The sequence below is a fragment of the Candidatus Similichlamydia epinepheli genome (genome assembly GCF_003056015.1).
Genome location: NZ_PPEU01000006.1, coordinates 1 through 23474, shown reverse-complemented (window position 1 = coordinate 23474; position 23474 = coordinate 1). Strand labels below are relative to the sequence as shown.

The following is a 23474-nucleotide window of genomic DNA, read 5'->3' as shown; positions in this document are numbered from 1 at the left end:
AATTCGCGTCAATGCGCAGCTGGCCCTTTTCCATATCGCAGTCAGATATTTCCAGGTACTCTAGTAAAAGCTTGAGTTCCGAAACAAAAAGAGATGCTTCTTCAGGAGTTTCGATATTTGGTTCAGTGACAAGTTCAAGTAATGCAACACCTGCACGATTGAAATCTATTCCTGTCATTCCAGGAAGATGTTTTAGCATTGCGGTGTCATCTTCTAGGTGAACGTCTCTTATAAGTATAGGCTTTTCTATCCCATTTACTGGAATCTCAATCATTCCACCCACAAGAATTGGATGGAAGAATTGTGTTATTTGAAATCCTCTAGGTGAGTCGGGATAAAAGTATGACTTCCTATCAAAACGAATAATAGAATCGATTTTGGATCTAAGTGCTATACCTAATCGAATCGCGAGATTAATAGGTTCTTGTGATAATTTAGGCAGAGCACCAGGTAATCCAGTGCAACAAGGGTGGATGAATTTATTTGGCTCATCAATAAATGATGAAGGTGCTGGACTAAATAGCTTTAATTTTGTTTTTAATTGGACATGAATCTCTAGACCAATTACAGCTTTCCAATTGCTCATTTTGACAAATCCATATTAGGTTCCATGACAGGAAATAGTTCCTTCAATTGATTTGCTAGATTCAAAATATGTAAATCATGGCCCTTTGGGGCAATCAATTGACAATTTATAGGAAGACCATTTTCCCAAAGAAGAACAGGAAAGCTTAAACTAGCTAATCCGGCCAGGTTGACAGGGCATGTATAGACATCGAGATAGTGTCTTTCCTTTGACGACAGCTTTGTTCCAATTGGGATTGCTGTTGAACTGGCTGAAGGCATCAACAAGAAATCCACTTTGTTGAATATGTTTCGGTACAATTCCTTCAGTCTCATAACTTCCTCTAATGCAGCTGAATAATAATTCTTCTTCTGCATAGAAGAAAGGAAATATGTTCCTGCGATAATTCTTGTTTTAACCTCCCTGCCAAACCCTTTAGCACGTGTTGCCGATACTGTATCCGCAAATGATGGCTTTGTTATTTGCTTACCAAACCTAATTCCATCGAATCTAGATAAATTACTACTTGCCTCTGAACAACAAATGATTTGGTAAGCGATAGGTGCATTTATCCATGTACTGAGGGGATATGGTCGAAGTGGAACAAGCTTAGCCCCAGCCGCTTGTAGTTGTTGTACAGCTTTATTCACACATTGAGCAGCTTCTTGTGAAGATTCATCAAATAGATCTGGAGTCCACCCAATCGAAACCTCTTTAAAAGGACGATTAACCCCAGTATTTACTTCTGATTTCTTCCATTGAGCATCGAATTTACAATCTCTATTAATACAGGAAAAAAGCAATTTCAAATCTTCAGGACTGTGTGAGAATAGCCCTATTTGTTCTAGTGAAGATGCAAAAGAGACTAATCCATATCTAGAAATTGATCCATAAGAAGGTTTGAATCCGTAAATCCCGCAAAAGGATGCAGGGAAGCGAGTAGATCCTCCTGTATCACTTCCAAGTGAAAGTGGGCACATTCTTGCCGAAACACTTGCCGCCGATCCGCTTGATGATCCCCCTGCAAAACGAGATGTATCCCAGGGGTTTTTGGTAATTGAAAAAGCAGAATTGGCGCCTAGTGCACCCATTCCAAACTCATCTAAATTAACTTTTCCAATTAGAAGCGCATCTTCTTTTACCATATGCTCAACAACTGTCGCGTTGAATGGTGCAACATACTCTTTCATGAGGTTGGAGGCACAAGTCGTTTTCTTCCCTTGAACATGTATTAAGTCCTTGATGCTGATTGGGACAGCAGCAAGTTTACCAAAAGCTTCTCCACGGGCCCTTCTTTCGTCTAATTTTCTACCTTTCTCAATAATATCACTGAAAACATCGATGAAGGCATTAACAAATGGATCGATTGAATTAATTCTATCCAAGAAATGACTTGCAATTTCCTCCGCACTGAATAACCCACGTACAAATCCTTTATTTAATTCTTCGGCAGAAAGTTTGTATAAGTCTTTAGTCGGCATATTTTTTACTCATTTTGTAATACAGGTGGAGAGCAAACCAATCCTGCAATTGTTAGTGTAGCATTGTCAAAAAGACCATCCATTACAACAGGATCTTCAAGTCGGATGTTACCAAAAACAGTTTCATGCCAAGTGGAGTTTTCCAGGGGTTGATTTTTCAATAGTTCAGAAGAATTTTCTAAAAAACTACCTATAGAAAACCTAATTTCTTCCAACTCTTCCATATCTAGATCGATTGCCGCAAGACGCGCGAGATCGTACATCTCTTCCAATGAAATATATTTCATTTGCTTCGAATTATCCATATTCCTCCTACGCTCTTGTTAGAAATTGGTTTTTTCTGTTGATATTTCTTTGATTTGTTTGAAGTGCATTTTTGCTATATCGAAAATCAGTGATGTGTCTTCCCTGTTCATGAATGCTTCAAGGCTGTCCTGAGACTTTTCACCCGATCCCTTGTGCAACAACAGTCCAATTTTTTCTGAAGTATCCTTGATCCAATCCAAAAATATGGCACGAGAAATTACGGATGCTGCCGCTACTGAGATATCGCTCTCTGCCCTGAAACGCTGCTCTAGTGGCACATTTATGTTTTCTTTTGCAAATGCTCTTTCTAATAATTTTTGATCTTTAGCAAATTGATCAACAACCAACTTATCTGGTGTGCCTGTCTCTTTTATTAAATCAGCAACAACTTTAGCATGAGCCCACCCAAGAAGAAGATTAAGGTTCCCAAACTTATCGTATAGCCTATTATAAGTGGATGGAACAAGTCTTAAGGACCTGTATCGACATATTTCTCGAATTTCTTGAGCTAGTGATATTGCTCTTTGGTCAGACAACTTTTTACTATCCCTAACTCCAAGTTTTTTCAATTTTTGTTCCGTTGATGTATCAATAAAAACGGCAGTAACACAAAGAGGGCCAAAAAGGTCTCCCTTACCACTTTCATCCGTCCCTATGCGCACAGATGAATCTTCTATTTTACCAAGAGAATAGGAGAAATCTTCTAGGAATGGTTCTAGTACAAATTCGATAAACTCTTGAAAAGGTCCTTCCTTCCCTTGAACGGTACATTTGCCACTTTCGTAAAGGCAACAAGAAACTCCAGATTTTTGCAGAAGAAAAACTACATGTGGAGCAATTTTCTTTTGTACAAACCCGTTATCAAGAAGAAATGTTTCGAGAAGCTTCCACTTAGAATTGTCTAATTGAAAAACATGAACGCTCAAATTTGATTCCTTATCTCTTAAGGCGAAGAAAAAACAAGAAGAAGTATTACAGGTTTTTCTTTTTTAAAGAAAACTTTCCCTTCTCGATTAAATGTAACAACTACTTAAAAAATTGCATCTTGTTAATTTGTCCAAAGGCCTCCATTCTTTCCAGACAAATAGCTTTCATCGCATCTTTAGCCGCACCCATATATTTTCTTGGGTCGAATGTATCTTTTTTTTCATACAATAATTTTCTTACTGCAGCCGTCATAGCTAAGCGAAGATCTGTATCGACATTAACCTTTCTTACTCCGGCCTTGATACCTCTTTGAATTTCTTCTATAGGGACCCCATACGTTTCAGGTATTTCGCCTCCATATTTATTGATATCTTCAATCAAATGTTCGGGAACAGAGCTGCTACCATGCATAACAAGGTGGCAATTAGGTATTTGTTTATGAATTTCTTGTATGCGATCGATAAAAAGAACTGATTTTGTTGGACGTTTTTTAAATTTGTAGACACCATGGCTTGTTCCTATTGCAATAGCAAGAGAGTCTATTCCTGTCTCTTCTACGAAAAGCTTGGCTTCTTTTGGATCAGTGAGAAGATCTTCTGGTTCGAATTGAGTTTTACCTGCTTTTGCGTCAGAAATTGATCCGATGCACGCCAACTCTCCTTCTACGGAAATACCGTGTCGGTGTGCATATACAGTCACTTCACTGGTCAAATTTCTGTTTGTTTCATAGGAATTTGGCAGTTTTGTTTTTGGATCAATTGATCCATCTATCATTACACTGGTAAATCCTAGATCGATGGCTCTTTTGCAAGTTTCCAGGGAATCTCCATGGTCCAAATGTAGAACAATCGGGATATCTGGATAAATCTCTGTTGCAGCTTGTACCATTCGCTGTATTATTTTATCCTTTGCGTATTTCAACGCGCCTCGACTCACTTGAATAATTACTGGACTTTGTGACTCTTCCGCAGCTTCCATTATAGCTTGAAGTTGTTCCATATTGTTAATATTGAATCCTGCGACAGCGAAGTTATATTCTGCCGCACAATCAAGCAATTGTCGCATAGAAATAAGTGGCATACGTTCCTCGTGAGAAAATCTTACTTTAATTGGGGAGGTAGGGATTTCTTAAGCTAAAGCTCTAACCTTGAGAAACCTTTTGACACAATGGTCAAAAAAGGTTCGTCTCATGGGCCTCATTTAAGTATCTTGGATATTAGGTGTTGTGCAAATGGTTAAGGCCTGCCTTTATTGATATCTTCTATTCTTCTGGCTAGCACAAATCTGTTTTGTATGTAACGTGATCATTTAGGAGGGCTTCTTTAACAATGAATGAGAGTTCAAAAGCTTCAATTCTAAGATTGGCCCTAGAACAACAAAATTTTTCACTTCTAGAAAGATTTAAACATGAAATGTCATGGTTGACTTGGTCTGCTCAAGATCGAGAGCTATTTGCAGAGGCTTTGGTTTACGAGGGAAGAGGTTTTGCAAATGAGTCTACATCTGGAATTGCGATAAAGATGTTAGATTGTTTTGAGCTTGCATCTAGGGTTGCTCCCATGAGTCACTACGTTGCCTATCTTCAGGGGCAAACTTTTTGGAGCTGCTATTTGAATGCAAAGAATATATGTGCATTAAGTCAAGCTGTTTATCGTTTGAGAAAAGCCTTAGAAGCCTCCTCTTTGCACCTTCCTTCATTGCACCTATTTTTGCGTGTTGTATTAGCTGCTCAATCATTTTGGCTAAATTCGACAAGTCTCTTGCAAGAGGCATACGATTTGGCTAATCCAATTGTATCTTCGTCTCGTATTGACGCTGAAACACACCTTCTTTGGGCAGAGTTACTGCTTGCTACAGCCAAGAATTCAGGAGAAATAGGAGACTATGCTAAGGCGATCAGGTGTTTTTCAGAAACTCAGGAAAAAAATGCAAACAAGGTAGGCTTTTGGATCTCGTACGGTGATTGCGTTCTTGCCCTTTCTCAACGTGTTGCATCTCCTGACTTGTTGTACAAAGCAGAGGCATTGATTGCTCGTGCTATTAATTTATCTCCAGAAAGTCCAGAGGCTTGGTTGCTTCTTGCTCGTTTCTACACGAGACTTCTACTTTATCAAGGATTTGATGACTCTATTGCAAAGGCAGAGGAAGCGTTTTCTGGTGCTTTGGCTAGGGGAGCTAATCGAATAGAAGTAAGTTTACAATGGGCAGAATTGTACTATTTTGTTGGTAGAATCCGTCAACAAGTTCAATTTTTACGGATTGCGTGCGATAAATTACAAATTGGTCTAGCGATGGACCCCGCTAATTCAAAATTGAGAAGCTTACTTAGCTGTTGCCAAACTTTTTTGGGATCTTATGATGACAATCTAACACTGCTTCGTCAGGCAGAAAACGTATTACTTGAAGTTATTGATCAAGAACTAGACGAACCTGTTCATCACTATCGTCATGCACTGGTATTGCTAGAGCAAGGGAAATACTTTTGCGACTCTCGCTTTTTTCAGAGTGCGTTAGCACGGTTGAAAACTGCAGTATCTCAAGTAGGGAAGTGTAGTTGGATTAGTTTAGGACTTGCACAAACCTATTCTATTTTAGCAGAAACAACAGGCAGCGTTAACCTATTTAAGAAATGTTTGATTGAGTTCAGCGAATGTTCTGATTTATGTGAAGAACATCTTTGGATTAACCTAGACTGGGCTGTTGCCCTTATGCGTGCATCCGAAGTTATAGGGAGCAGAGATCTTTTAAATGAATCTCTATCAAAATTTTCTTTTGTTATTGATCAATATCAAGCAATGGGGGTGAGATTGGATGCAGAGTTGCTTTATCAGCATGGATGTGCATTAGACCTACAGGGTGATTATTCTGGTGACGAAAGCTTCTATGATCGCGCAGTTCAGTCCTTGGCTCTTGCTCAAAACATTGAGCCGAACGCATTTCACATTCGTTTAGCTTTTGCTTTTGCGCTTTCTCATTTAGCAGAGGCAACATCTGATCCGGAATGTTTTTTTAAAGCATTCGAGCATTATCGAATTCTTTCTGAAATTGACCCAGAAGACGATGTTGTGTGGGGTGAATGGGGGCTTTGTATTCTTGCATTTATCAAATCTTCTGTTCCACAACATTACATTCTGTCGTATTATGACGGACACCTTCAGGAGGCGGAAGAAAAGTTTTTAATATCATTGCGGTTAGGAAATCAGATGGTTCTGTACAACTTGGCCGGTATTTATGCAGTTCGCGGTGATCTTGACAAAGCGTTAAAATGTTTTTCAAAAGCAGTTGAGGTTGGAGTTGTTCCTTCGCTTGATGAGGTTTTAGAGGACAATTGGTTAGAACCTTTGCGTAATGAGTCGCACTTTCTTGAAATTCTGAGCAGTTTGGATGAGGGTCCTTACTCTTCCGATGAGTCAGATGATGATTTTTTGTTTTGGACTCGGAATAGATAGTTCTTTTGCATGTTGTAAAAAATCAAACTCAGGAGGATTGATCTTGAAAGAAACGAATTCGGAAATCACTCAAGAACAAAAATACTTCGCTCCGAAGCGTTATGCGATTCGAGATAGTCTCCTGTATGAAAAACTATTACGTATATTCAGTTTGTCTTCTCAAAAGCATTTTTGGAATGAATTACTCTGTCTATGTGCTAAATCTTCACCAGAAGATTTAGCACATGTTTCGCAAAGTTGTATGACTGAACAAAGAATCTATATTTACGAAGCGCTTCAAACATTTGAACGTAGAGTGAAGTTTTTTGCTAGTGCTGGAAAGTCTACTAAGAAGGTAATTGCTTCTACGTTATGTGATGAAGATGTATCTAAGATTATCATGTCGCTGCCTGTTGATGAGGCTCTTCTAGTGATTGAGGCTTTGTCTTATGGTAGAGAACATAGGATCATGGCTCTTTTGGAGCCTAAAAAATCGGCAAAAATTTCGGCTCAGCGTGGATATGTTCCAGGAACGGTAGGGCGTCTTATGTCAAGGGACTTTTTTGCTTTTCAGGCTAATTGGACGATAGGAGATGCTGCTGTATTCATTCGAGAACACCCTGAAATTGATTTTTTACTGCGTGTTTTCATATTAGAGAAGTCTGGAACGCTTTGTGGTTTTGTTCCATCGAGGGCTCTATTGATTTATCCACTGAGTATGCCTTTGAAAAGAGTTATGAGATCTATTTCGCAAGTTGTAACTCCTGATTCTCCTATAGAAGAGGTGATTGAGATTTTTGATAGATATAAAGACACCGATGTCCCGGTTGTTGATAGTGAAGGTGTCCTTTTAGGTGTTATTACTTATGAGGATGTTCTAGATTCGATTGAGGAAAAAGCCGATAAAACAATCGCACATATCTCAGGAACTGGTGAGGAAATAGAAGGTGAAACCCCTCTATTAAGGGGTGTTTTAACTCGCGCACCATGGTTAGTTATAACTCTTTGCGCTGGTCTATTGAATGCTGGGAATCTTTCTCGATTTCCAGTTAAGGATAGAATACTCCTGCACTTTGTTCCTATGATCAATGGGATGTCTGGAAATGTGGGATTGCAATGTAGTACAGTTTTGGTTCGTGGAATTGCTGCAGGATTGGTTCCTGAAAGATCTACGTTGATGGTTGTATTTCGTGAAATTGCAATCGGGGCTTCTGCTGGTTTGCTGTTCGGATGTTTTGCTGGAGTCATGATTACATTGCTGCAAAAGTTATTTTGCTTGTATGGAGGCGTGGCTATTCATCCTTGGGAACTTGGCTTAGTTGTTGGAATAGGATTAAGTGGGGCTTGTCTTTTCGCTACTACTCTTGGTGTGTTGTTTCCTCTTTTCTTTGAAAAGATAGGAGTTGACCCGGCCGTCGCATCTGGCCCAATCGTAACCGCGATAAATGATGTTACTTCAACTGCGATGTATTTTTTGCTCGCTCAGTACATGGTTAGATTACTTTTTGGGGTCTGAGTGTTAGAAAACTTAAGAACTGTCCTTAGATTTCAAGCATTTCAGATGATCTCGTTCTTTTGGACGTTTAAAGAATATTGCTGTTGTCCTTCTTTTGCTCAAAAGGATCTGTTTATATTTCTTCTTTATTTGTTTTCTAATCCTTACAAACTTTGTCGTACCTTCTGGGAACAAGAGAATCAGGGTAATCTTCCAAATGTTCCGTATGGAGAGACCCCTTTACGAACCTGGAGAAAAATTGCTTGGGAAGCTCATCTAGGCAAAAAAGATGTGCTTCTGGATTTGGGATGCGGACGAGGACGGCTTCTATTTTGGTCTTTATCTAAATTAGGTTGTAAAGTGATAGGGGTCGATAGTGTTCCTGTTTTTATTCAAAAGGCAAAATTTTTAGCTACTATACTTCGAGTCAAGGATGCTAGTTTTTCTATTGGAGATCTATGCTCAGCTCCTCTAGAGCAAGCAACAGTGATCTACTTCTATGCCTCCCTTGCAGATGATGAATTGATGGCTGATCTGGCTGTCTGGTTGTCCCACGTTCATCACAGACCACTGATTATTACGGTGGGGTGTCCACTTTCCGATTTTGCTCCAAATTTTTTGCTCGAAAAAGAAATGGAACAAGATTTTGGATGGGGTAAAACCGGGGTTTATTTTCAAAGATACCGAGATAGGCGTTTACAAGAATCAAGAATGATCTCATGACGATAACTACATTGAGTCAAACGGTGTAATATACAAAGGCGTAAAGTTTCATTTGGCCTCAATTGCATTTCTGGTTTGTCAAAAAGAAAAATCAAATTAGACATTATGCGACCTTCTTTGGATAGGCGAAATAATAAAAGGGACAACGATGTACCTTTCCAGGTCATCCTACTCTTCCGGAAAGTATAGATGAACATTCCTGATTTCTTTTATCTTCGATGCTCTGAATTGTTTGTGAGGCAGAGTCTACATTTGACTGAAGAGTCTCACAAACTTTGTTACATTGATTAACTGCTCCAAAATGAAGCTCTTTGAGCGTACTGTATTTTGTTCTAGATGTGTCTACAAGCCCAACCTCTAGCGTACCTTTACCTGTTTTAAATGATTCACCCACCATTTGCATTACACCTGGTAACTTGGCTTTATTTAAGTGCAAAAGGTGAGAACCACCAACGAGAGCACAACCGACCGTGGACAAAGAAAATAGGCTGCTAGATTTACTGCGAATACTTGAATTGTGAGAGCTAAGATCATCCAGAACTCTTTTCCAACTAAGTTTTGTTGCTCGCCCCAAAAGTCTGTGTGATTGTAAACAAGAAATTGAAGAACTGATAAGAACCGCGCACATTCTGTGAATGGGATCTCCAATCACACGCCTTAGTCTTGCTTCATCCGTTTGTATGTTAGTAGAGGAATAAATTGTATCTGACGTTAATCCAAGGCTTCTCGCATAACGAGCGGAAGCCAGAACTCCTTCAGCCTCTTCACGCTTTCTTGAGTCTTTTTTTTGTCTGATTTCCTCTTCATCAGGAGTATCTTCAAAAAATGCACGAGCAGCATAGCTTGCGACTCTTGAAGGAGGATCTTTTTTATCGCCTAAAAGGGGAGAGGCTTGTCTAGTCAACCGGTAAAATAAACCACACGTACGTAACATGCCCTACATAGCTCCTAGATGAACATAAAAACGCGAATTATAGAGGAGATGGAAGCAAGTGTCACTGTCTTTTCAAAACATTTTCTAATGCTTGATCCTGAAAAATCGAAAGTTGCCTTACCAGTCCAAGAGCTGCTCCATCTGAATTCATGGAGGAAGAAAAAGTTTTGGAAAGCAACTTTATATTTGTCGATTTTTGATCTTGACGAACTTTGAAAACTTCTCTATTCAGCTCCAATTTGATAATTTTTTTCTGACAACGGTCTCCGTACAAAGAGATGGCAGATTGTCCAACCGATAATATGCCTGTAAAGATTTTAGCTGGCCATCCAACAGGCCCATTTAAAAATGATTTTAAACAAAAAGCAGAAGAAACAATGTCGATAAATTTTGCCGAATAAAAAGGCCATCGACCTAACTTAGTAGATATTTTTCTCTTTAAGCATAAGTCAAGGAACACACTACAGGCAGCACAAGATAGGCCAAACATTCCCATGCGAGGAATGCGTGTCGCTCCAAAAGCCATCCACGGAAGTAGATTTGATACAAAAGACGAGACCTTGAGGGCAGAATGAGTTATAGAAGCCTTTTCGTGATATTTGATTTCCTCTCTTATCGATTCGCGATCACTGTTGTGATCCTTTTTTCTATCTGCATCAGATATTTCTGCTTGAGAGGCAAGAAAATCTTGCAAAGAATCAGATTGTTGGACTGATCGTTCTATATCTCTTTGTAAATGTCTGCTTGTTGGATTAGTCAAATATTACCATCTCATATTTTTCAGAAATTTCATTTCACAGTCGAAGATAGAATTAACAATATGTCCAAAAACCTTAACGAGTTCTGCACGTCTAGATACTTCCTGAGACATTCTTGAATATATTAATTTAGTTTCGTAACTGTTTTCAGTTAAAGTATGTAATACACCATTCATTACAGTTCTTTTCTCTTCTTCGTTGTTCCAAGAAAAGTCGTAATCTGACAATTTTTCCGAAACTGCTTGTATTGCACGTCTAATTTCTGGGTAATCATCTATTGACGTTACTCTGTCCGGCAATGTAGGTATTTTTTGAAGTAATAATCGTAGAGAGGTTCTGGCTGTGTTTTGATCTTCAAGACTATCTAACATGGAGTGAATGGTTTGATCAGAGCGATCGAGATTGTGACTGAGAATTGCAATTAACCTTTCATCACAAATACAATCTGATTCCCCAGCTATTGAAGATGAAGTTTGCGATGAAGATGCTACATAAGGAGACGTATGGAGTGTTTTTTGTCTTGTATTCAATGATTCTGTTGGAAAAATTTTTGGGTCAAGATTATAAAGTGAAGGAGCTAAAGAGGGCTTGATTGGTTGATCAATATCATGTGTTGAAGTCATATCCGATGGGTAGAAAGATGAAGCTTCCAATTTTGCAAGGGCCTCGGAAGACTTTTTTTGAAAATCCTCTTCGTATGTTTCAAGTAACATCTCGATGAGTTTCTCAAGATTGTTTCTTTGTCCGGTTTTCAGAAAACGATAAGCAAAAACCCGAAAAGCCCCATCGAATCGAGACGAATTGTTCCTCTCGAAAAGGTTTAATACTATTTGCATCTCATTCAGCAGAGATGTTCTTTCTTTTTCTTTTACAGGATCTCCTTCCATATTAGAAGCGCACATAAGCAGTTTTGAAAGGGCATCCGAAAGCGTCTTCTGATCGTCAAGAGAACGATAAGCGCTTTGAAGAAGCTTTGCTCGTTGTTGAATAGCGGCAAGTGCCAGTGAGGACTTTTCTTTTTCTAGTCGCTTCCAATCGTAAGAAGACGACCGCTCGATTTGTTCACTTTTCTGTCCGTAGTCACAATCTGTCACGCAATAGAGTCCTTGATCAATGAAAGAGCAGAAGAATTTACGGGTGTGATTTTAAGGCGGCTCGTACAATAAATCAAGAGCAGTGATGAAGGAAACAAATGTGAGACGCACACGCATATTTTCTTGTCGTAACGAACAAGACCCAGATGACAAAGGAAAAAGATTTTCAAGAAAAAAGGCAAATGATCAACTAATTACTTCTGATCCTTCTCTATCTTTTGCTCCGATGACTTTACGAGAAATTGTTGGTCAGGAACGTGTTGTTAATCAACTTCGTGTGCTTTGTTCTGCTTGTTTGAAGGAGGGGAAGCCGCTCCCTCATATTCTTTTTTTAGGGCCACCAGGACTAGGGAAAACGACGATTGCCAAGATACTTGCTTGTGAGATGAACACATCCATTGAGGCAATATCATGTCCTTTTATACAGACTCCTTCTAGCCTTGTTTCTGTGCTATCTAGATTGAGTGGAGGTGAGATACTTTTTCTAGATGAAATACATTCTCTTAACCGTGCTTGTAGTGAGTCTTTGTACAATGCGATGGATTATTTTTCCTTGGAATTACTAATAGAACGTCATCGTATTACTCGTTCTTTAGCTATTCCTTTGCGACCTTTTACACTAATAGGTGCAACAACATATCCAGGAAGGTTATCTAATGCATTTTTTACTCGTTTCGAAGCAGCTCTATCGTTTGAGAGCTATTCAGTTGAAGAATTAAAAAAAATATTGCTTTTGGCATCAAAAAAATGGAAAGTCGATATTGATAACGAAGCAGCTGGTTTAATTGCTATTAGATCTAGGGGAACTCCCAGGTTAGCACTACATTTTTTAAAGTGGAGTCGTAGTTTCCTTCTTTCATCTCGAGGGGCCACTATTTCGCGAAAATCTGCCTTGGATGCATTTGATTTGTTGGGAGTGGATGATTTCGGATTGAGTCCGACTGAGAGAAAAATACTTTCTCTTATAGAAACATTGTATGACGGAGGACCCGTTGGCATCCGGGTTTTGGCCTCTCATCTCGGAGAAAATGTAGAAACTATAGAGCAACTTTATGAGTCTCACCTTCTGAAGGAAGGTTTTTTAGTTCGTTCATCTCGCGGACGACGTTTGACGCAGAAAGGTAGAGATTATTTAGCTAGGCTAAAAGGCCCGTCTATTGACCACGAATGAAAGCTTATATAGATGTTTTTATACATTTAGGTGGGAGCCATAACTTTGCTCCTGCTCTTTTTAAACAAGTTTTTGTTTTTGGGAGAAAAAAGGTGCTTATAAAGTGTTGTAGCAATGGCTTTGAAAAGCTAGCTAGCTTACTCCTTCTTGTGTTCTTGCAGCTTGGGACTGTTTTAGAAGGGGCTCCATATTTTTTTGAGTCTCCTCATTCAGTAGAATATGAGACAGATTACGCAACTGCTTCCAGGAGAGCTTTAGATGAGCATAAACGTCTTTTTGTCTTTTTTGCACACGAAAGAGGAAGTTGCTCTTGTTGTGATCAAATGAGAGAACTTTTTTTCGGAAATTGTTCTATTCTTCAATCTTGGAAAAACCTTCTCGTTTTTTGCTGCGTGGAGATCAGGCGAAATAGTGGGTCATTGCAATTCTTGTTTTTAAAAGAGGTGCTTTCTAACCTTGGGATGGGAGAACTCCCTCTTCCCTCTTGCCTTGTTTTGAATCCTATTTCATTCGATCATCTTTTTCTTTTTTCACTTCCTGCAACGCAAAAGGAGATATGCAGATACCTTGAGGAGTCTATTTTGGCGATTCCTGATCCTTCGGCCAAAGGGAATCTCCGAGGTTCACTACTCCACAACTGATTATAAATTTAAGTCCCTCTTCCATGGAAAAATCTGTGGGGACAATAAGATCACGTTTAATTAATAAGATAAACCCAGTGGTTGGGTTAGGGGTAGTAGGCACGAAAACAGATGCGAAAATAGTGCCTGGATTTTCTTTATCCCATTTGCCCTCTTCCTTTATAAGAAAAGCAATAGCATAACTTCCAGATTGAGGAAACGGAACAAGGACAACTTCTTTAAAAGGCGCTTTTGAGGAGGCGACGAACGATTGCATTACCTCTCTAGAGGCCTTATAAACAATGCGAACGAATGGAATTTTGTGAAGGATTGTCTCTCCTATCTCAACCATTTTTTTGACAATGTACCACCTAGTGACTGCCCCAACTAGAACAGTCATAATAATCATAAGAATTAGTACGGCAACTTCTACCAGATAAAAAAGCAGGTGATTTTCATAAACAATGTCAGTCCCCAAAAGAAATGAAATTGCCGACACAAACGGCGTTGTAAGAACTCTTAAAGCAAATTTGGCAACAACAACTGTAGTAACAAGCGGCAAAATTATTGCTATGCCTGAAAGAAAATAGTTTCGAAATGAGTTTCCTGTTTGCCTTTTTTTAATTTGAGCCATCGAAACGCCTACGTGGATTTTTTTTCCTGTGTGGATGTTCAGGTAAGGGATGTTTTCGTCCTAGGTCAAGACTGTAGTGTGCAAGACCTTTCCATCTAGCTTTCTGAGTCAATAAATCAATTGAAACAAGCTCTACCTCCATCGTGTCTCCAGATCTGTATATTGTGCCGTTTCTTGAAGACAAAGAAAAATTTTCCTCGTCAAATACTAAAAAATCTCTCGATGCTAGAGAAATGTGTAAAAAAATTTCTAAAAAGAGGTCAAGCAACTCAAGAACAAGTCCAGATGATCTAACTTTGCATATTCTTGCAAAAAATGTTGTTTTCCCTTCTGAAAACAAGCGAGATAACATGCGAAGTTTCTTTAAATGAAGAACGCCTTGCTCTGCCTTAGCACTGTTTCTTTCAGTCCCTGATATGAATTTAGAAATTTCTTGAAGTGCTGGAATAGGTTCGATTTCTCCAAATAAAGAGCGAATGACAACCAAGTCAGAATATCGTCGAATTGGGCTCGTGAAATGGCAATAATGAGTTAACCTCAAGCCAAAATGTCCGATATTTTCAACTTGATAAAACGCCATTTTCATACTGCGAATGTAATCAAGAGTAAGTAACCGTCCAAAAGGTGTTTGATTGGCATCTGACAGAAGGGCAGGGACGTCTATTTCTTTTCCGTCTTCTGTACGTGGAATAGAGAAATGACATGATTCAGCTTGCGCAAGAAATTCTTTAAATGCTTCTTCTGAGGGAGGTTCGTGTGCTCTGTATATTGTAGAAATGTCAGATTTCGAAAGGTGAAGAGCTACTACTTCATTTGTTTTTACCATGAACTCCTCCACCATTTGGTGAGTGATGTCATACGGTATTTGTTGAAGTGAAACGACCTCTCCTTTTTCGTTGCATATGACCTTCACCTCGTCCAAATTCATATCGACAGCGCCACGAATTCGGCGCTTTTTTTTGAGGAGCATGCATAAATCGACCATCATTTTTAACTGATTGAAGTAAGGATTTGTTTCCTTGCTTTTGTCTAGGATCTCTCTTGCTTGCTCATAACTAAGCTGTGCCTTGCTTTGAATTATTGAACGAACAATTTTTTGATTTAAAAGAGTTCCTTCCGAATCAAAATTCATAATGACTGAAACAGTCAAACGCTTAACATCAGATCTCAAGCTACAAAGATCATCTGCCAGACAGGGCGGTAACATTGGAACACAATGATTTGGCAGATAGGTAGAGTTCCCCCTTAACCTTGCCTCTCTGTCAAGAGCTCCGCCTTGAGGAACATAATGAGCTACATCTGCAATATGCACTCCTAAGCGATATCCACCAGCTCTGTTTTTTCTTATAGATAGTGCATCGTCAAAATCTTTCGCCGTTGATGGGTCTATAGTTATTGTTTCCCATTTTGTGAAATCTTCTCTTCCGTTTATAGCAACTCCTTTTTGGGCGAGTAGTTCTGCTTCTTCTAGAGCGTCTTTAGGGAAATCGGATCTTATAGACCTTTCTGTAAGCGCAACTTCTATATCTTTTGAAGCATCATCAATGTGTCCTAACTTGCGAACAAAAACTCCTTCCCCTTCTATGTGCTGAATGCTCCACTTTTTCATCTGTATAAGAATTCTGTCACCGACTACTACTTTATTTGATCTAGGAAGTTTAACCTGAACGAACTGTCCTTGAAGCATTGCAGAGTATGCAGTTCCCTTTTGCCGAGTTATGGAGGTGATAGTACCGACCACTTCAGATTGCCCTCTTTCAAGAATGGATAGGATTTTTCCTTCGGCTGGACGATCTTTCTTGGCAACTACTACAATTCGCACGAGGTCTCTGTTACAAGCCCCCTCAGTGGAACACTTTGGGACAAAAACGTCCTGTGCCCAACCTTCTATTGATACAAATCCGAAACCACGAACGTGTAAAGAAGCTCTACCTTCACATTCGATTGGTCCTTGAAAAAAAAAACAATCATCAGCAGAAATTCCGATTGTACGGTCCACAACCATAGAATGAAGGACTTCTTTTAGGATTTCGTAACTTTCTGGTCCAAATTTAAAGGATCGTACGATTTCTATTGGGGGTAAAGGGCCTTTGGAAACTAGAGTAGATGCAACAAGCATCTTAATTCTTTCTTTTTCAAAAGATGTCCTGTCTTCTGGTGTAATTTGATCAGAAAGATTTTGTTTTGCTCTTCTTCCCTTTACGCCCTGGTTTACCTGTTTCATGTTTAAACTCCGTGAGAGACAAGGCTGATCCTACCACAGGAATCCTTCTTCGGGAAGAGATGAGAACGTATGCAAGGCTTTTGATTTGTAGATCGAGCCCTTGTCGAGTAGACTTACCGGATCGAGATTGAACTGGCGAATGTACATGGGGGCAATATATCGTGGGCTACGATCACAGATTCATAGAGAAGAAATGGCAGAAAGAATGGTCAGATAAAACCGTCTTTTGTGCTGTTCGTATCCCGGGTCATAAAAAAAAATATATACTTGACATGTTCCCATATCCATCGGGCAGTGGATTGCATATGGGACACCTATGTGGATACACCTATTCAGATGTATACGTTCGGTATTTGAAAATGATGGGATTTGATGTGTTGCATCCAATGGGCTGGGACAGTTTTGGGTTGCCTGCTGAACAATATGCTATTCGAACTGGTGCACACCCTCGGGAAACGACCAAAATCAATGTTCGCTCGTTTCGTAAACAGCTTCAATCAATGGGATATGCCTACGATTGGGGAAGGGAACTTGCAACTTCTCATCCCAATTTTTATAAATGGACACAATGGATGTTTAGTCTTTTTTATAAAAAAGGACTTGCATACGAAGCAGAAGTGCATGTGAATTATTGCCCAGATTTGCAGATCGCTTTAGCGAACGAAGAAGTTGATAACGGGTTTAGTAAAGAAGGGAGATTTCCGGTAATTCTTAAACCGTTGCGTCAATGGATGCTACGCATAACAAAATATGCAGACAGGTTAATTCAAGATCTTGATCTTATTGATTGGCCTGAGGAAATCAAACAACAACAGCTGTCTTGGATTGGCAGAAAAGAAGGGGCTGAAGTCTATTTCTCTGTTGATAGCAGCAATATAGAGCTGTCCGTATTTACTACTCGACCGGAAACTCTCTTTGGTGTTTCTTACATTGCCCTTGCTGTCACACATCCTTTCATTGGTCAACTCGTCAACAAGTCTATTGCCCCACTTTTACGTGCTTTTATAGAGAAAAGACTGTCTCCAGGTAGGGAAAATTTTTCTCTTAACGGTGGTTTATTTCTAGGGTCGTATGCTAGGAACCCAGTGAATGGGGAGCGTGTCCCATTATGGGTTGCAGATTATGTATTGCCTCATGTTGGTTCAGGTGCGGTTATGGGGGTTCCTGCTCATGATGAAAACGATTTTGCTTTTGCAAGTGATCATGGGTTAGAGATAAAAGTGGTGATTTCATCAGAAGAATGTTCTGCTCTACCTCATACTGGTGACGGAACATGTTTCAATAGTAACTCGGAGCATCTCTCTCTTGTTGGCCTTCCTTGCATCCAGGCCAGAGATGCAGCTATAGAATGGCTTGAAAGCACAGGAAAAGGGCGCAAGAAAATCACTTACCGGTTGAGAGATTGGTTATTTTCTAGGCAAAGATATTGGGGGGAGCCAATACCTATTCTCCACCTTGAAGATGGAACAATTAGAGCATTGGATCTAGACGAATTACCGTTAACATCTCCGCGGGTTGATTCATACAGACCTCCTGAAAATAGCTTGAGTCCTTTGGATTCGGTTCCAAACTGGGTTTTTTTGGAAGATCCTAAATCTGGAATGTCTGCTAAAAGGGAGACAAACATAATGCCACAGTGGGCTGGATCTTGCTGGTATTTTCTTCGTTTTTGTGATCCAAGAAACGAAGAGCAGTTTTGTTCTGAGAAGGCCCAAGACGAATGGATGCCTGTTGACGTTTACATTGGCGGATCTGAACATGCTGTTCTACATCTGCTTTACGCAAGATTTTGGCATAAGGTGCTTTTTGATTGTGGCCTTGTTAAGCAACCAGAGCCATTTTTGAAGTTAAAAAATCCAGGAATGGTTTTGAATCGATCTTTTAGAAAGGATGGAGGAGTGTACGTATCTCCTGATGAAGTTGAGAATCGAGGAGAAGAGTATTTTTTGAATGCAACAGGTGAAAAGGTTATCTCTCAAATTGAAAAGATGGGCAAATCGAAGCTAAATGGAGTTTCTCCAGATGATTTGATAAAAGATTTTGGCGCAGATTCTGTGAGGCTTTACGTAATTTTTATTTCCCCATTGGAAAAGGAAAAAATTTGGTCAGATGACGGATTATGTGGTTGCAAGCGTTTTCTTAATAAGGTTTATTCCTTTTGGAGCGAGGGGAAGGTAATAGATTGTGATCTTGATGAAATGGTAGACTTCCTAAATGTGTTCGTAAAAAATTTCCGTGAAATCCTTGATGAATACGAAATGTGGTCATTCAATACGATTATTGCTAAGTTGATGGAAATTGTTAACGCTGCAAAGAAGGCTGACTGTTTCCCCCTGAAGTGTTTTAAGGTTTTTTTGAAGCTTCTTTGTCCATTAGCACCTCATTTGGCGGAGGAGCTTTGGCAATTGATAGGTGGCTCTTCTTTGCTCTCTTCCGAGAGTTTCCCAAAGTTTGATCATGAATGGAGCGGATTTCTTGGAGATATTGTCTCGGTTGCTCTCTGTGTGAACGGAAAAACTAAAGCAGTTATTTCTTGTCCAAAGGGCAGTGACAAGGAAAAGGTTCTTTCATTAGCTCAAAATGAAAAAGCAATTCAGCGTTGCTTACAGGGAGTAGAAGTGAAGAACTACATCTTTGTACAAGATAAAATACTAAATATAGTTACGAGTTAAGAAATGAAGTTGGAAGAAGTCACAGTAATTATAATCGGTTCAGGCCCGGCAGCATATACTGCGGCCCTTTACCTTGCGAGAGCCACGCTTAATCCACTTGTTTTAGGAGGATTTCTTTCTGGCCCGGTAGGAGGTCAGTTAATGACGACAACTGATGTGGAGAACTTTCCCGGGTTTCCAGATGGAATTTCTGGTGCTGAGTTGATGCAGAAATTTCGAGCTCAATGTGAGAAATTCGGAGCAAGAGTTGTTGAACAGGACGTTATATCGGTTCAAGAAGAAGGGGACAGGTTTCGCGTAAATACTGATAAGGGGGGATTTTTAGCTCGTGGGGTTATTGTAGCAACTGGAGCCACTGCTAAAAAGTTAGAAGTTCCCGGTGTGGACAGTTTTTGGCAGAAGGGAATTTCTGCTTGTGCAGTATGTGATGGATCTTTACCGGCGTTTCGCAATCAAAAAATTGCAGTAATTGGCGGTGGAGATTCTTCTATGGTAGAGTCCATATTTTTAACTCGATTTGCAGAAAAAGTTTACGTTATTCATAGAAGAGACAAATTTCGAGCGTCGCCAGTTATGGCGAAAAGGGTTATCGATCATCCAAAGATTGAAGTTATTTGGAACTCTGTACTAGAGCGAGCAAATGGGTCTGAAACTTTAGAGGAAATAGAGCTGAAAAATGTTCAAACTGGAGCTGTTTCTCCACTGAATGTGCGTGGTCTTTTCTTTGCAATTGGACATAGCCCGAATACAGGATTTCTTGGTGATCTGTTGAAGAAAGATGATATGGGATACATTGTTACTTCTCCTGGAACAACTCAAACTAGTATTAATGGAATTTTTGCTGCTGGAGATGTCACTGATCATAAATACAGGCAGGCTATTACTGCTGCAGGATCTGGTTGTATGGCGGCGCTTGATTGTGAAAAATGGTTAGCTCCTCGCATTCCTTAGTATAACTTGATATAGTTGACATGTTTTTTGACTATTTTTGGTTGTGATAGCTTCACATCTACTTGTTCTATTTGCTATAATGGTGTCACCCCCAAGTCGGGTGTTTTCATTTGTCACCAGAAATTGGTAATTTCTTAACTTACCCTGAAACACAACCGAAGTTTCAATGTTTTCCTTGTTTTCCTTTTTAAAATCGTTTCATTTGACCAGTTTGAGTTCCTTTGTAGCTCTTTGCCTATATGTCCCACTGAATTGTCTTTGCCTTTCTCCTAAGGGAGCAGACGCATGGATAACGGGGAATCAGAAAGTTTCTCGTGGCTTATACCAGCAAGGGGAGCCACTTTTGAGGGTAGCACTTCAAGAAGGGAAAAATAGCCAGGCATTTAACACAAGAACAAAGATTGTCCATCTTATTGCTAATGACTTGGCTGCTTGTTTAGAGAAAAAAGGAGCTCATGAAAATGCTGCTTCTCTTTACGAATCTGTAGTTGCTGAGGGTCGTCGTTTAGGTAAAAAAATCGACGTATGCCATGTGGGTGCTTTGAGAGGGTTGATTAGGTGCCGTTTGGCTCTTGGTTTGCCTGTTGAGGAGTTGGTTGATCTTATGAACAAATGGCATCCGAGAGATCCTGCTTCTTATCTTGCTGGTTCCGTTTGGGTGATTGTTCCTTTTTGTTCTCCGTTTGACAGCTCAGAACCGTCTGTTACTGCCTTTTTGAGTGATTTTTTTTCACTTCCTCATTCACAGGCAAAGGACTTGTTATCTATCGGAGTTCGTTCTGTATCTTCAGTATATTTTTTTGATATTGGGAGAGATTTTCTTGATAAACTGGCTTCCCTTGGAAAGTCAATGTCGGAAGAGGAATTGCTCTTCACAATAAGAGATTATACAAGTAGGAATAGCCCTCTTCTCGCTCCCAGTAATCAGGAACAGAAGTTAGTTGCAAAACACGGTCCAATTATAGAGAGATCTAGCGATATCAGTTGGGTTGCTCAATGGAAATCGTTGTTTTCTCGTGAGTTTACTTCTGCGCAGCTATTCAACCAATTGGTGTTTTTGTTGGATTTAGGATCGTCAGTTCAGACTCCTAAGGAGTTGCGAGCTAGAGTTATTTTAGAAAGAGGCATCCTTGCTCGTGATCTAAGTTCAGATATAAAGATGGCACGTGGTTATTTGCTTGAGGCATCTCGCTCGGATGAATTTGGCTTAACTCGTACAAGTGCATCTGCTGTTGCTTACGTACTATCTCTTGCCGCGCAACAGAAGGATATTTTACTTGGTCGAAAGTCTTTCAATCGTGCAGAGAAACGCTATCTGTTTGCTCCAAAATTCCTTGACTTAGAAGTTGGTGATATTACTCTTATGTCCGCAGATCCGTATATCTTGGAGACTATTCGGGATTCTATTTTGTCTGCTAGCACTAAAGAGGTTACTGGTTGGGTGTTGCCTCCACGGGAAATCATTGTTTCAGCGTCTGGATGCGTCCTCTTTTGGCGTGGATTTGAGGAAGATTTAACGACTGCTCCTAAATTGAAGAAGGCGATGTTGGCTTTAAAAGTAATGACAGGTAACGGTTTTTTCTGGAGCCCACCGAAGGGTTGGTTGTTGAACGCTATTCGTGGTGATTTGAGCGACGATGACATTTAAGATTATGTATGGCGTAATGTTCTACTAATCGCTAATGGTCTTAATCTCTGAGGAGTTTTCGTCTCATGTTTTTAGATTGGAGCTATCCTTTTTGTCTTTCTGCGTACTTAGGCTTTGTAGTCTTTTTATGCTGTGTGATTCTTCTTCAAGAAAGCAGAGGTGGTGACGGTGGCTTGGGCGGGGTGTCTGTTGGTGGTAACGCTCACCTTTTTCTTGGCACCTCTGCTGCGCAGGTGTTGAGAAAAGTTACTTCGTGGTCGATACTCTTTTTTTTAACGACCTGTGTATTTTTGTCAGTTTGGACCGCTAAGCTTGAGCCTCCTTCCATACTTGATACAGGACAGGTCGATGTAGTTCCTCCTCAGGAGATTTTGTTGGAAGAGGAAGATAATCAGGAATTGTCCAGTTAACTTGCTTAAAAATTAAAGCGATAAAAAGTAGTGGGTTTTCTTTTTAGTCATGGTCAATTAAAACCTATCCGAGTTTAGAAAGTCTTCAGGTCACAATGTATTCCTGAAAGGAGAAGTTGGAATGTCGGATGAGGGAGATGATGTAATTTCGGTTGATAGGCACAAAACCGTCGCTTCTTTCATCGTGATAGGTAGTGGGATTTTAGTTTCAATCCTTTGCTTTGGACTTTTTTATTTTTATGGAAGGCAGTCGTCTCTTGCTGTCAAAGGAGTTTTAACAGCTCCCAAAAACCTTTCTCAGGTGCGTGTCGCCTATCGTTTACCAGGAGATGGACGACAGATACAATGTATTCTCAATAAGATTGAGGTTGTCTTCTTTCATGAGAGAGGTAAGATTTTTACTAGTAGGTTGCTTCCTGAGGATTACGAAGACATTTTTTCTTTGATTCAATCCGACAAGCCCCTTTCCAAAGGGTTATCAGATGCAATTGTTTGGGATGATACAGTTGTATCTGTTCGTATCATTGTTTCTTCGATCGATTCCGATACACAGAGCTTCAGTGTTTTTGTGTATCAAGAGATTGAATTTGGGCCGGATGGTTCTCTTTTTCGAATTTCTATCCCAAAACGCTCATTTGGTAGTGATCGTAACGATACTGATTGGGTATACTACCATCATCCTGGTGTTTTAAGAATGATTAGAAAAAAATTCCACACTTGGGCTCCGAAATGACTTCGATTACTGTTCTTGGATGTGGCGCATCTTTGGGTGTTCCTGTTCTTGGTTGCTCTTGTCGTGTTTGTAATTCTTCTGACCCTAAAAATCGCAGAAGACGCACTGGACTTTTAGTGAAACATGAAGGAAAAAACTTACTAATAGACGCGTCTCCAGACTTAAGAAACGCGTTATTGTTTCATAATTTGCATAAAATAGATGGACTTTGCCTGACTCATTATCATTTTGATCACGTAGGTGGGTTAATTGATTTGAGAGCCTTTTGTAAGGATGAATATAAAATCCCTTGTCTTATGTCCAATTTTACTCTTGAGGGGATGAGGTCTCATTACTTTTCTTCTTGGGAATGCATTGAGAAAGGTATTTTATCGTTTTCTTTACGTGAGATTTTATCTACAGAAAAAGTAATTTTTGATTTTGATAGCTTCCCGCCAATTCATTGTTCATTTCACAAGCATGGAAATCAAGAAGTAACTAGCTATAGGTTTGGACAAGTTGCATTCGTGACTGATGTAGCTAAATGGAATGAATCAATTACGGAATTGCTATCAGAGGCAAAAATAGCATTTATTGGGACTAATTATTGGCGGAAAGATTTTAGAGTGCCTTCTCAACACACTTCCATTGAAGAAATTCTTTGTTATGTTAAGTGTTTGCATAACTTGAAGCAGATATATTTTATGCAAATTATGAAACA

The 23474-nt window shown here is 39.7% G+C and carries 21 protein-coding genes; 11 read left to right on the top strand and 10 right to left on the bottom strand.

The window, feature by feature from the left end:
• The 5 genes from GCCT14_RS00910 to GCCT14_RS00890 form a co-directional block, all read right to left on the bottom strand.
• The coding region (locus GCCT14_RS00910; protein WP_478209984.1) for an Asp-tRNA(Asn)/Glu-tRNA(Gln) amidotransferase subunit GatB at window positions 1-586 on the bottom strand (586 nt) is incomplete at its 3' end.
• A complete protein-coding gene (locus GCCT14_RS00905) occupies window positions 583-2046 on the bottom strand; it encodes an amidase (RefSeq protein WP_108623818.1) in 1464 nt (487 codons plus the stop codon). The genes GCCT14_RS00905 and GCCT14_RS00910, both read right to left, overlap by 4 nt.
• Window positions 2047-2051: 5 nt before the next feature.
• Window positions 2052-2351 carry a hypothetical protein gene (locus GCCT14_RS00900; protein ID WP_108623817.1) on the bottom strand — a complete coding sequence of 100 codons (300 nt, stop codon included), beginning with the start codon at window positions 2349-2351 and terminating at the stop codon, window positions 2052-2054.
• An 18-nt stretch (window positions 2352-2369) separates the two neighbouring features.
• A complete protein-coding gene (gene rnhC, locus GCCT14_RS00895) occupies window positions 2370-3278 on the bottom strand; it encodes a ribonuclease HIII (protein WP_108623816.1) in 909 nt (302 codons plus the stop codon).
• A 100-nt stretch (window positions 3279-3378) separates the two neighbouring features.
• Window positions 3379-4359, bottom strand: coding sequence for a ketose-bisphosphate aldolase (locus GCCT14_RS00890; RefSeq protein WP_108623815.1), 981 nt, complete (start codon window positions 4357-4359; stop codon window positions 3379-3381).
• A gap of 248 nt (window positions 4360-4607) precedes the next feature.
• Here GCCT14_RS00890 and GCCT14_RS00885 point away from each other — a divergent pair, with 248 nt between their 5' ends.
• From GCCT14_RS00885 to GCCT14_RS00875, 3 genes are read left to right on the top strand one after another with little or no spacing between them, the layout of a single operon-like run.
• Window positions 4608-6728, top strand: a complete 2121-nt coding sequence (locus GCCT14_RS00885) for a tetratricopeptide repeat protein (RefSeq protein ID WP_108623814.1) — start codon at window positions 4608-4610, stop codon at window positions 6726-6728.
• 43 nt (window positions 6729-6771) lie between these two features.
• Window positions 6772-8223 carry a magnesium transporter gene (locus tag GCCT14_RS00880; protein ID WP_192875470.1) on the top strand — a complete coding sequence of 484 codons (1452 nt, stop codon included), beginning with the start codon at window positions 6772-6774 and terminating at the stop codon, window positions 8221-8223.
• Window positions 8224-8925: a class I SAM-dependent methyltransferase gene (locus GCCT14_RS00875; RefSeq protein WP_108623812.1), complete on the top strand. Its 702-nt coding sequence runs from the start codon at window positions 8224-8226 to the stop codon at window positions 8923-8925.
• 163 nt (window positions 8926-9088) lie between these two features.
• Here GCCT14_RS00875 and GCCT14_RS00870 read toward each other — a convergent pair whose 3' ends face one another.
• The 3 genes from GCCT14_RS00870 to GCCT14_RS00860 form a co-directional block, all read right to left on the bottom strand.
• A complete protein-coding gene (locus GCCT14_RS00870) occupies window positions 9089-9859 on the bottom strand; it encodes a hypothetical protein (RefSeq protein WP_108623811.1) in 771 nt (256 codons plus the stop codon).
• A 61-nt stretch (window positions 9860-9920) separates the two neighbouring features.
• Window positions 9921-10619 carry a hypothetical protein gene (locus GCCT14_RS00865; protein ID WP_108623810.1) on the bottom strand — a complete coding sequence of 233 codons (699 nt, stop codon included), beginning with the start codon at window positions 10617-10619 and terminating at the stop codon, window positions 9921-9923.
• Between the two features lie 3 nt (window positions 10620-10622).
• Window positions 10623-11711, bottom strand: a complete 1089-nt coding sequence (locus GCCT14_RS00860; RefSeq protein ID WP_108623809.1) for a hypothetical protein — start codon at window positions 11709-11711, stop codon at window positions 10623-10625.
• An 85-nt stretch (window positions 11712-11796) separates the two neighbouring features.
• Between GCCT14_RS00860 and ruvB the strand changes: the two genes are divergently transcribed.
• Window positions 11797-12882 (top strand): Holliday junction branch migration DNA helicase RuvB, encoded by a 1086-nt coding sequence (ruvB, locus tag GCCT14_RS00855; RefSeq protein ID WP_108623808.1) that lies wholly within the window; start codon window positions 11797-11799, stop codon window positions 12880-12882.
• A 92-nt stretch (window positions 12883-12974) separates the two neighbouring features.
• The gene (locus tag GCCT14_RS00850; RefSeq protein WP_157952426.1) at window positions 12975-13523 is read left to right on the top strand and encodes a hypothetical protein; all 549 of its coding nucleotides are present in this window, start codon (window positions 12975-12977) and stop codon (window positions 13521-13523) included.
• On the opposite strand, the gene GCCT14_RS00845 is transcribed toward GCCT14_RS00850, so the two are convergent.
• Entirely contained in the window at window positions 13459-14136 is a 678-nt protein-coding gene (locus GCCT14_RS00845) for a DUF502 domain-containing protein (RefSeq protein ID WP_108623806.1), read from the bottom strand. The two genes, GCCT14_RS00850 and GCCT14_RS00845, sit on opposite strands and share 65 nt — an antisense overlap.
• Window positions 14123-16360: a ribonuclease R family protein gene (locus GCCT14_RS00840; protein ID WP_108623805.1), complete on the bottom strand. Its 2238-nt coding sequence runs from the start codon at window positions 16358-16360 to the stop codon at window positions 14123-14125. Before GCCT14_RS00840 ends, GCCT14_RS00845 begins: the two co-directional genes overlap by 14 nt.
• 161 nt (window positions 16361-16521) lie before the next feature.
• Between GCCT14_RS00840 and leuS the strand changes: the two genes are divergently transcribed.
• The 6 genes from leuS to GCCT14_RS00810 form a co-directional block, all read left to right on the top strand.
• On the top strand, window positions 16522-19032 hold the full coding sequence (gene leuS, locus GCCT14_RS00835) for a leucine--tRNA ligase (RefSeq protein WP_108623804.1): 2511 nt from the start codon (window positions 16522-16524) through the stop codon (window positions 19030-19032).
• A 3-nt stretch (window positions 19033-19035) separates the two neighbouring features.
• Entirely contained in the window at window positions 19036-19983 is a 948-nt protein-coding gene (gene trxB, locus GCCT14_RS00830) for a thioredoxin-disulfide reductase (RefSeq protein ID WP_108623803.1), read from the top strand.
• A gap of 166 nt (window positions 19984-20149) precedes the next feature.
• Window positions 20150-21631 (top strand): hypothetical protein, encoded by a 1482-nt coding sequence (locus GCCT14_RS00825; RefSeq protein WP_157952425.1) that lies wholly within the window; start codon window positions 20150-20152, stop codon window positions 21629-21631.
• Between the two features lie 65 nt (window positions 21632-21696).
• Window positions 21697-22041: a preprotein translocase subunit SecG gene (secG, locus tag GCCT14_RS00820; protein WP_108623801.1), complete on the top strand. Its 345-nt coding sequence runs from the start codon at window positions 21697-21699 to the stop codon at window positions 22039-22041.
• A gap of 121 nt (window positions 22042-22162) precedes the next feature.
• A complete protein-coding gene (locus tag GCCT14_RS00815) occupies window positions 22163-22774 on the top strand; it encodes a hypothetical protein (RefSeq protein WP_108623800.1) in 612 nt (203 codons plus the stop codon).
• The coding region (locus tag GCCT14_RS00810) for an MBL fold metallo-hydrolase (protein WP_157952424.1) at window positions 22771-23474 on the top strand (704 nt) is incomplete at its 3' end. The genes GCCT14_RS00815 and GCCT14_RS00810, both read left to right, overlap by 4 nt.

What these genes read in the sequence shown, in the direction of transcription:
- GCCT14_RS00905 (WP_108623818.1), bottom strand. Translation starts at nt 2,046, where the DNA reads ATGCCGACTAAAGACTTATACAAACTTTCTGCCGAAGAATTAAATAAA.
- GCCT14_RS00900 (WP_108623817.1), bottom strand. Translation starts at nt 2,351, where the DNA reads ATGGATAATTCGAAGCAAATGAAATATATTTCATTGGAAGAGATGTAC.
- GCCT14_RS00890 (WP_108623815.1), bottom strand. Translation starts at nt 4,359, where the DNA reads ATGCCACTTATTTCTATGCGACAATTGCTTGATTGTGCGGCAGAATAT.
- GCCT14_RS00885 (WP_108623814.1), top strand. Translation starts at nt 4,608, where the DNA reads ATGAATGAGAGTTCAAAAGCTTCAATTCTAAGATTGGCCCTAGAACAA.
- GCCT14_RS00870 (WP_108623811.1), bottom strand. Translation starts at nt 9,859, where the DNA reads ATGTTACGTACGTGTGGTTTATTTTACCGGTTGACTAGACAAGCCTCT.
- ruvB (WP_108623808.1), top strand. Translation starts at nt 11,797, where the DNA reads ATGAAGGAAACAAATGTGAGACGCACACGCATATTTTCTTGTCGTAAC.
- GCCT14_RS00845 (WP_108623806.1), bottom strand. Translation starts at nt 14,136, where the DNA reads ATGGCTCAAATTAAAAAAAGGCAAACAGGAAACTCATTTCGAAACTAT.
- GCCT14_RS00840 (WP_108623805.1), bottom strand. Translation starts at nt 16,360, where the DNA reads ATGAAACAGGTAAACCAGGGCGTAAAGGGAAGAAGAGCAAAACAAAAT.
- trxB (WP_108623803.1), top strand. Translation starts at nt 19,036, where the DNA reads ATGAAGTTGGAAGAAGTCACAGTAATTATAATCGGTTCAGGCCCGGCA.
- GCCT14_RS00825 (WP_157952425.1), top strand. Translation starts at nt 20,150, where the DNA reads ATGTTTTCCTTGTTTTCCTTTTTAAAATCGTTTCATTTGACCAGTTTG.
- secG (WP_108623801.1), top strand. Translation starts at nt 21,697, where the DNA reads ATGTTTTTAGATTGGAGCTATCCTTTTTGTCTTTCTGCGTACTTAGGC.
- GCCT14_RS00815 (WP_108623800.1), top strand. Translation starts at nt 22,163, where the DNA reads ATGTCGGATGAGGGAGATGATGTAATTTCGGTTGATAGGCACAAAACC.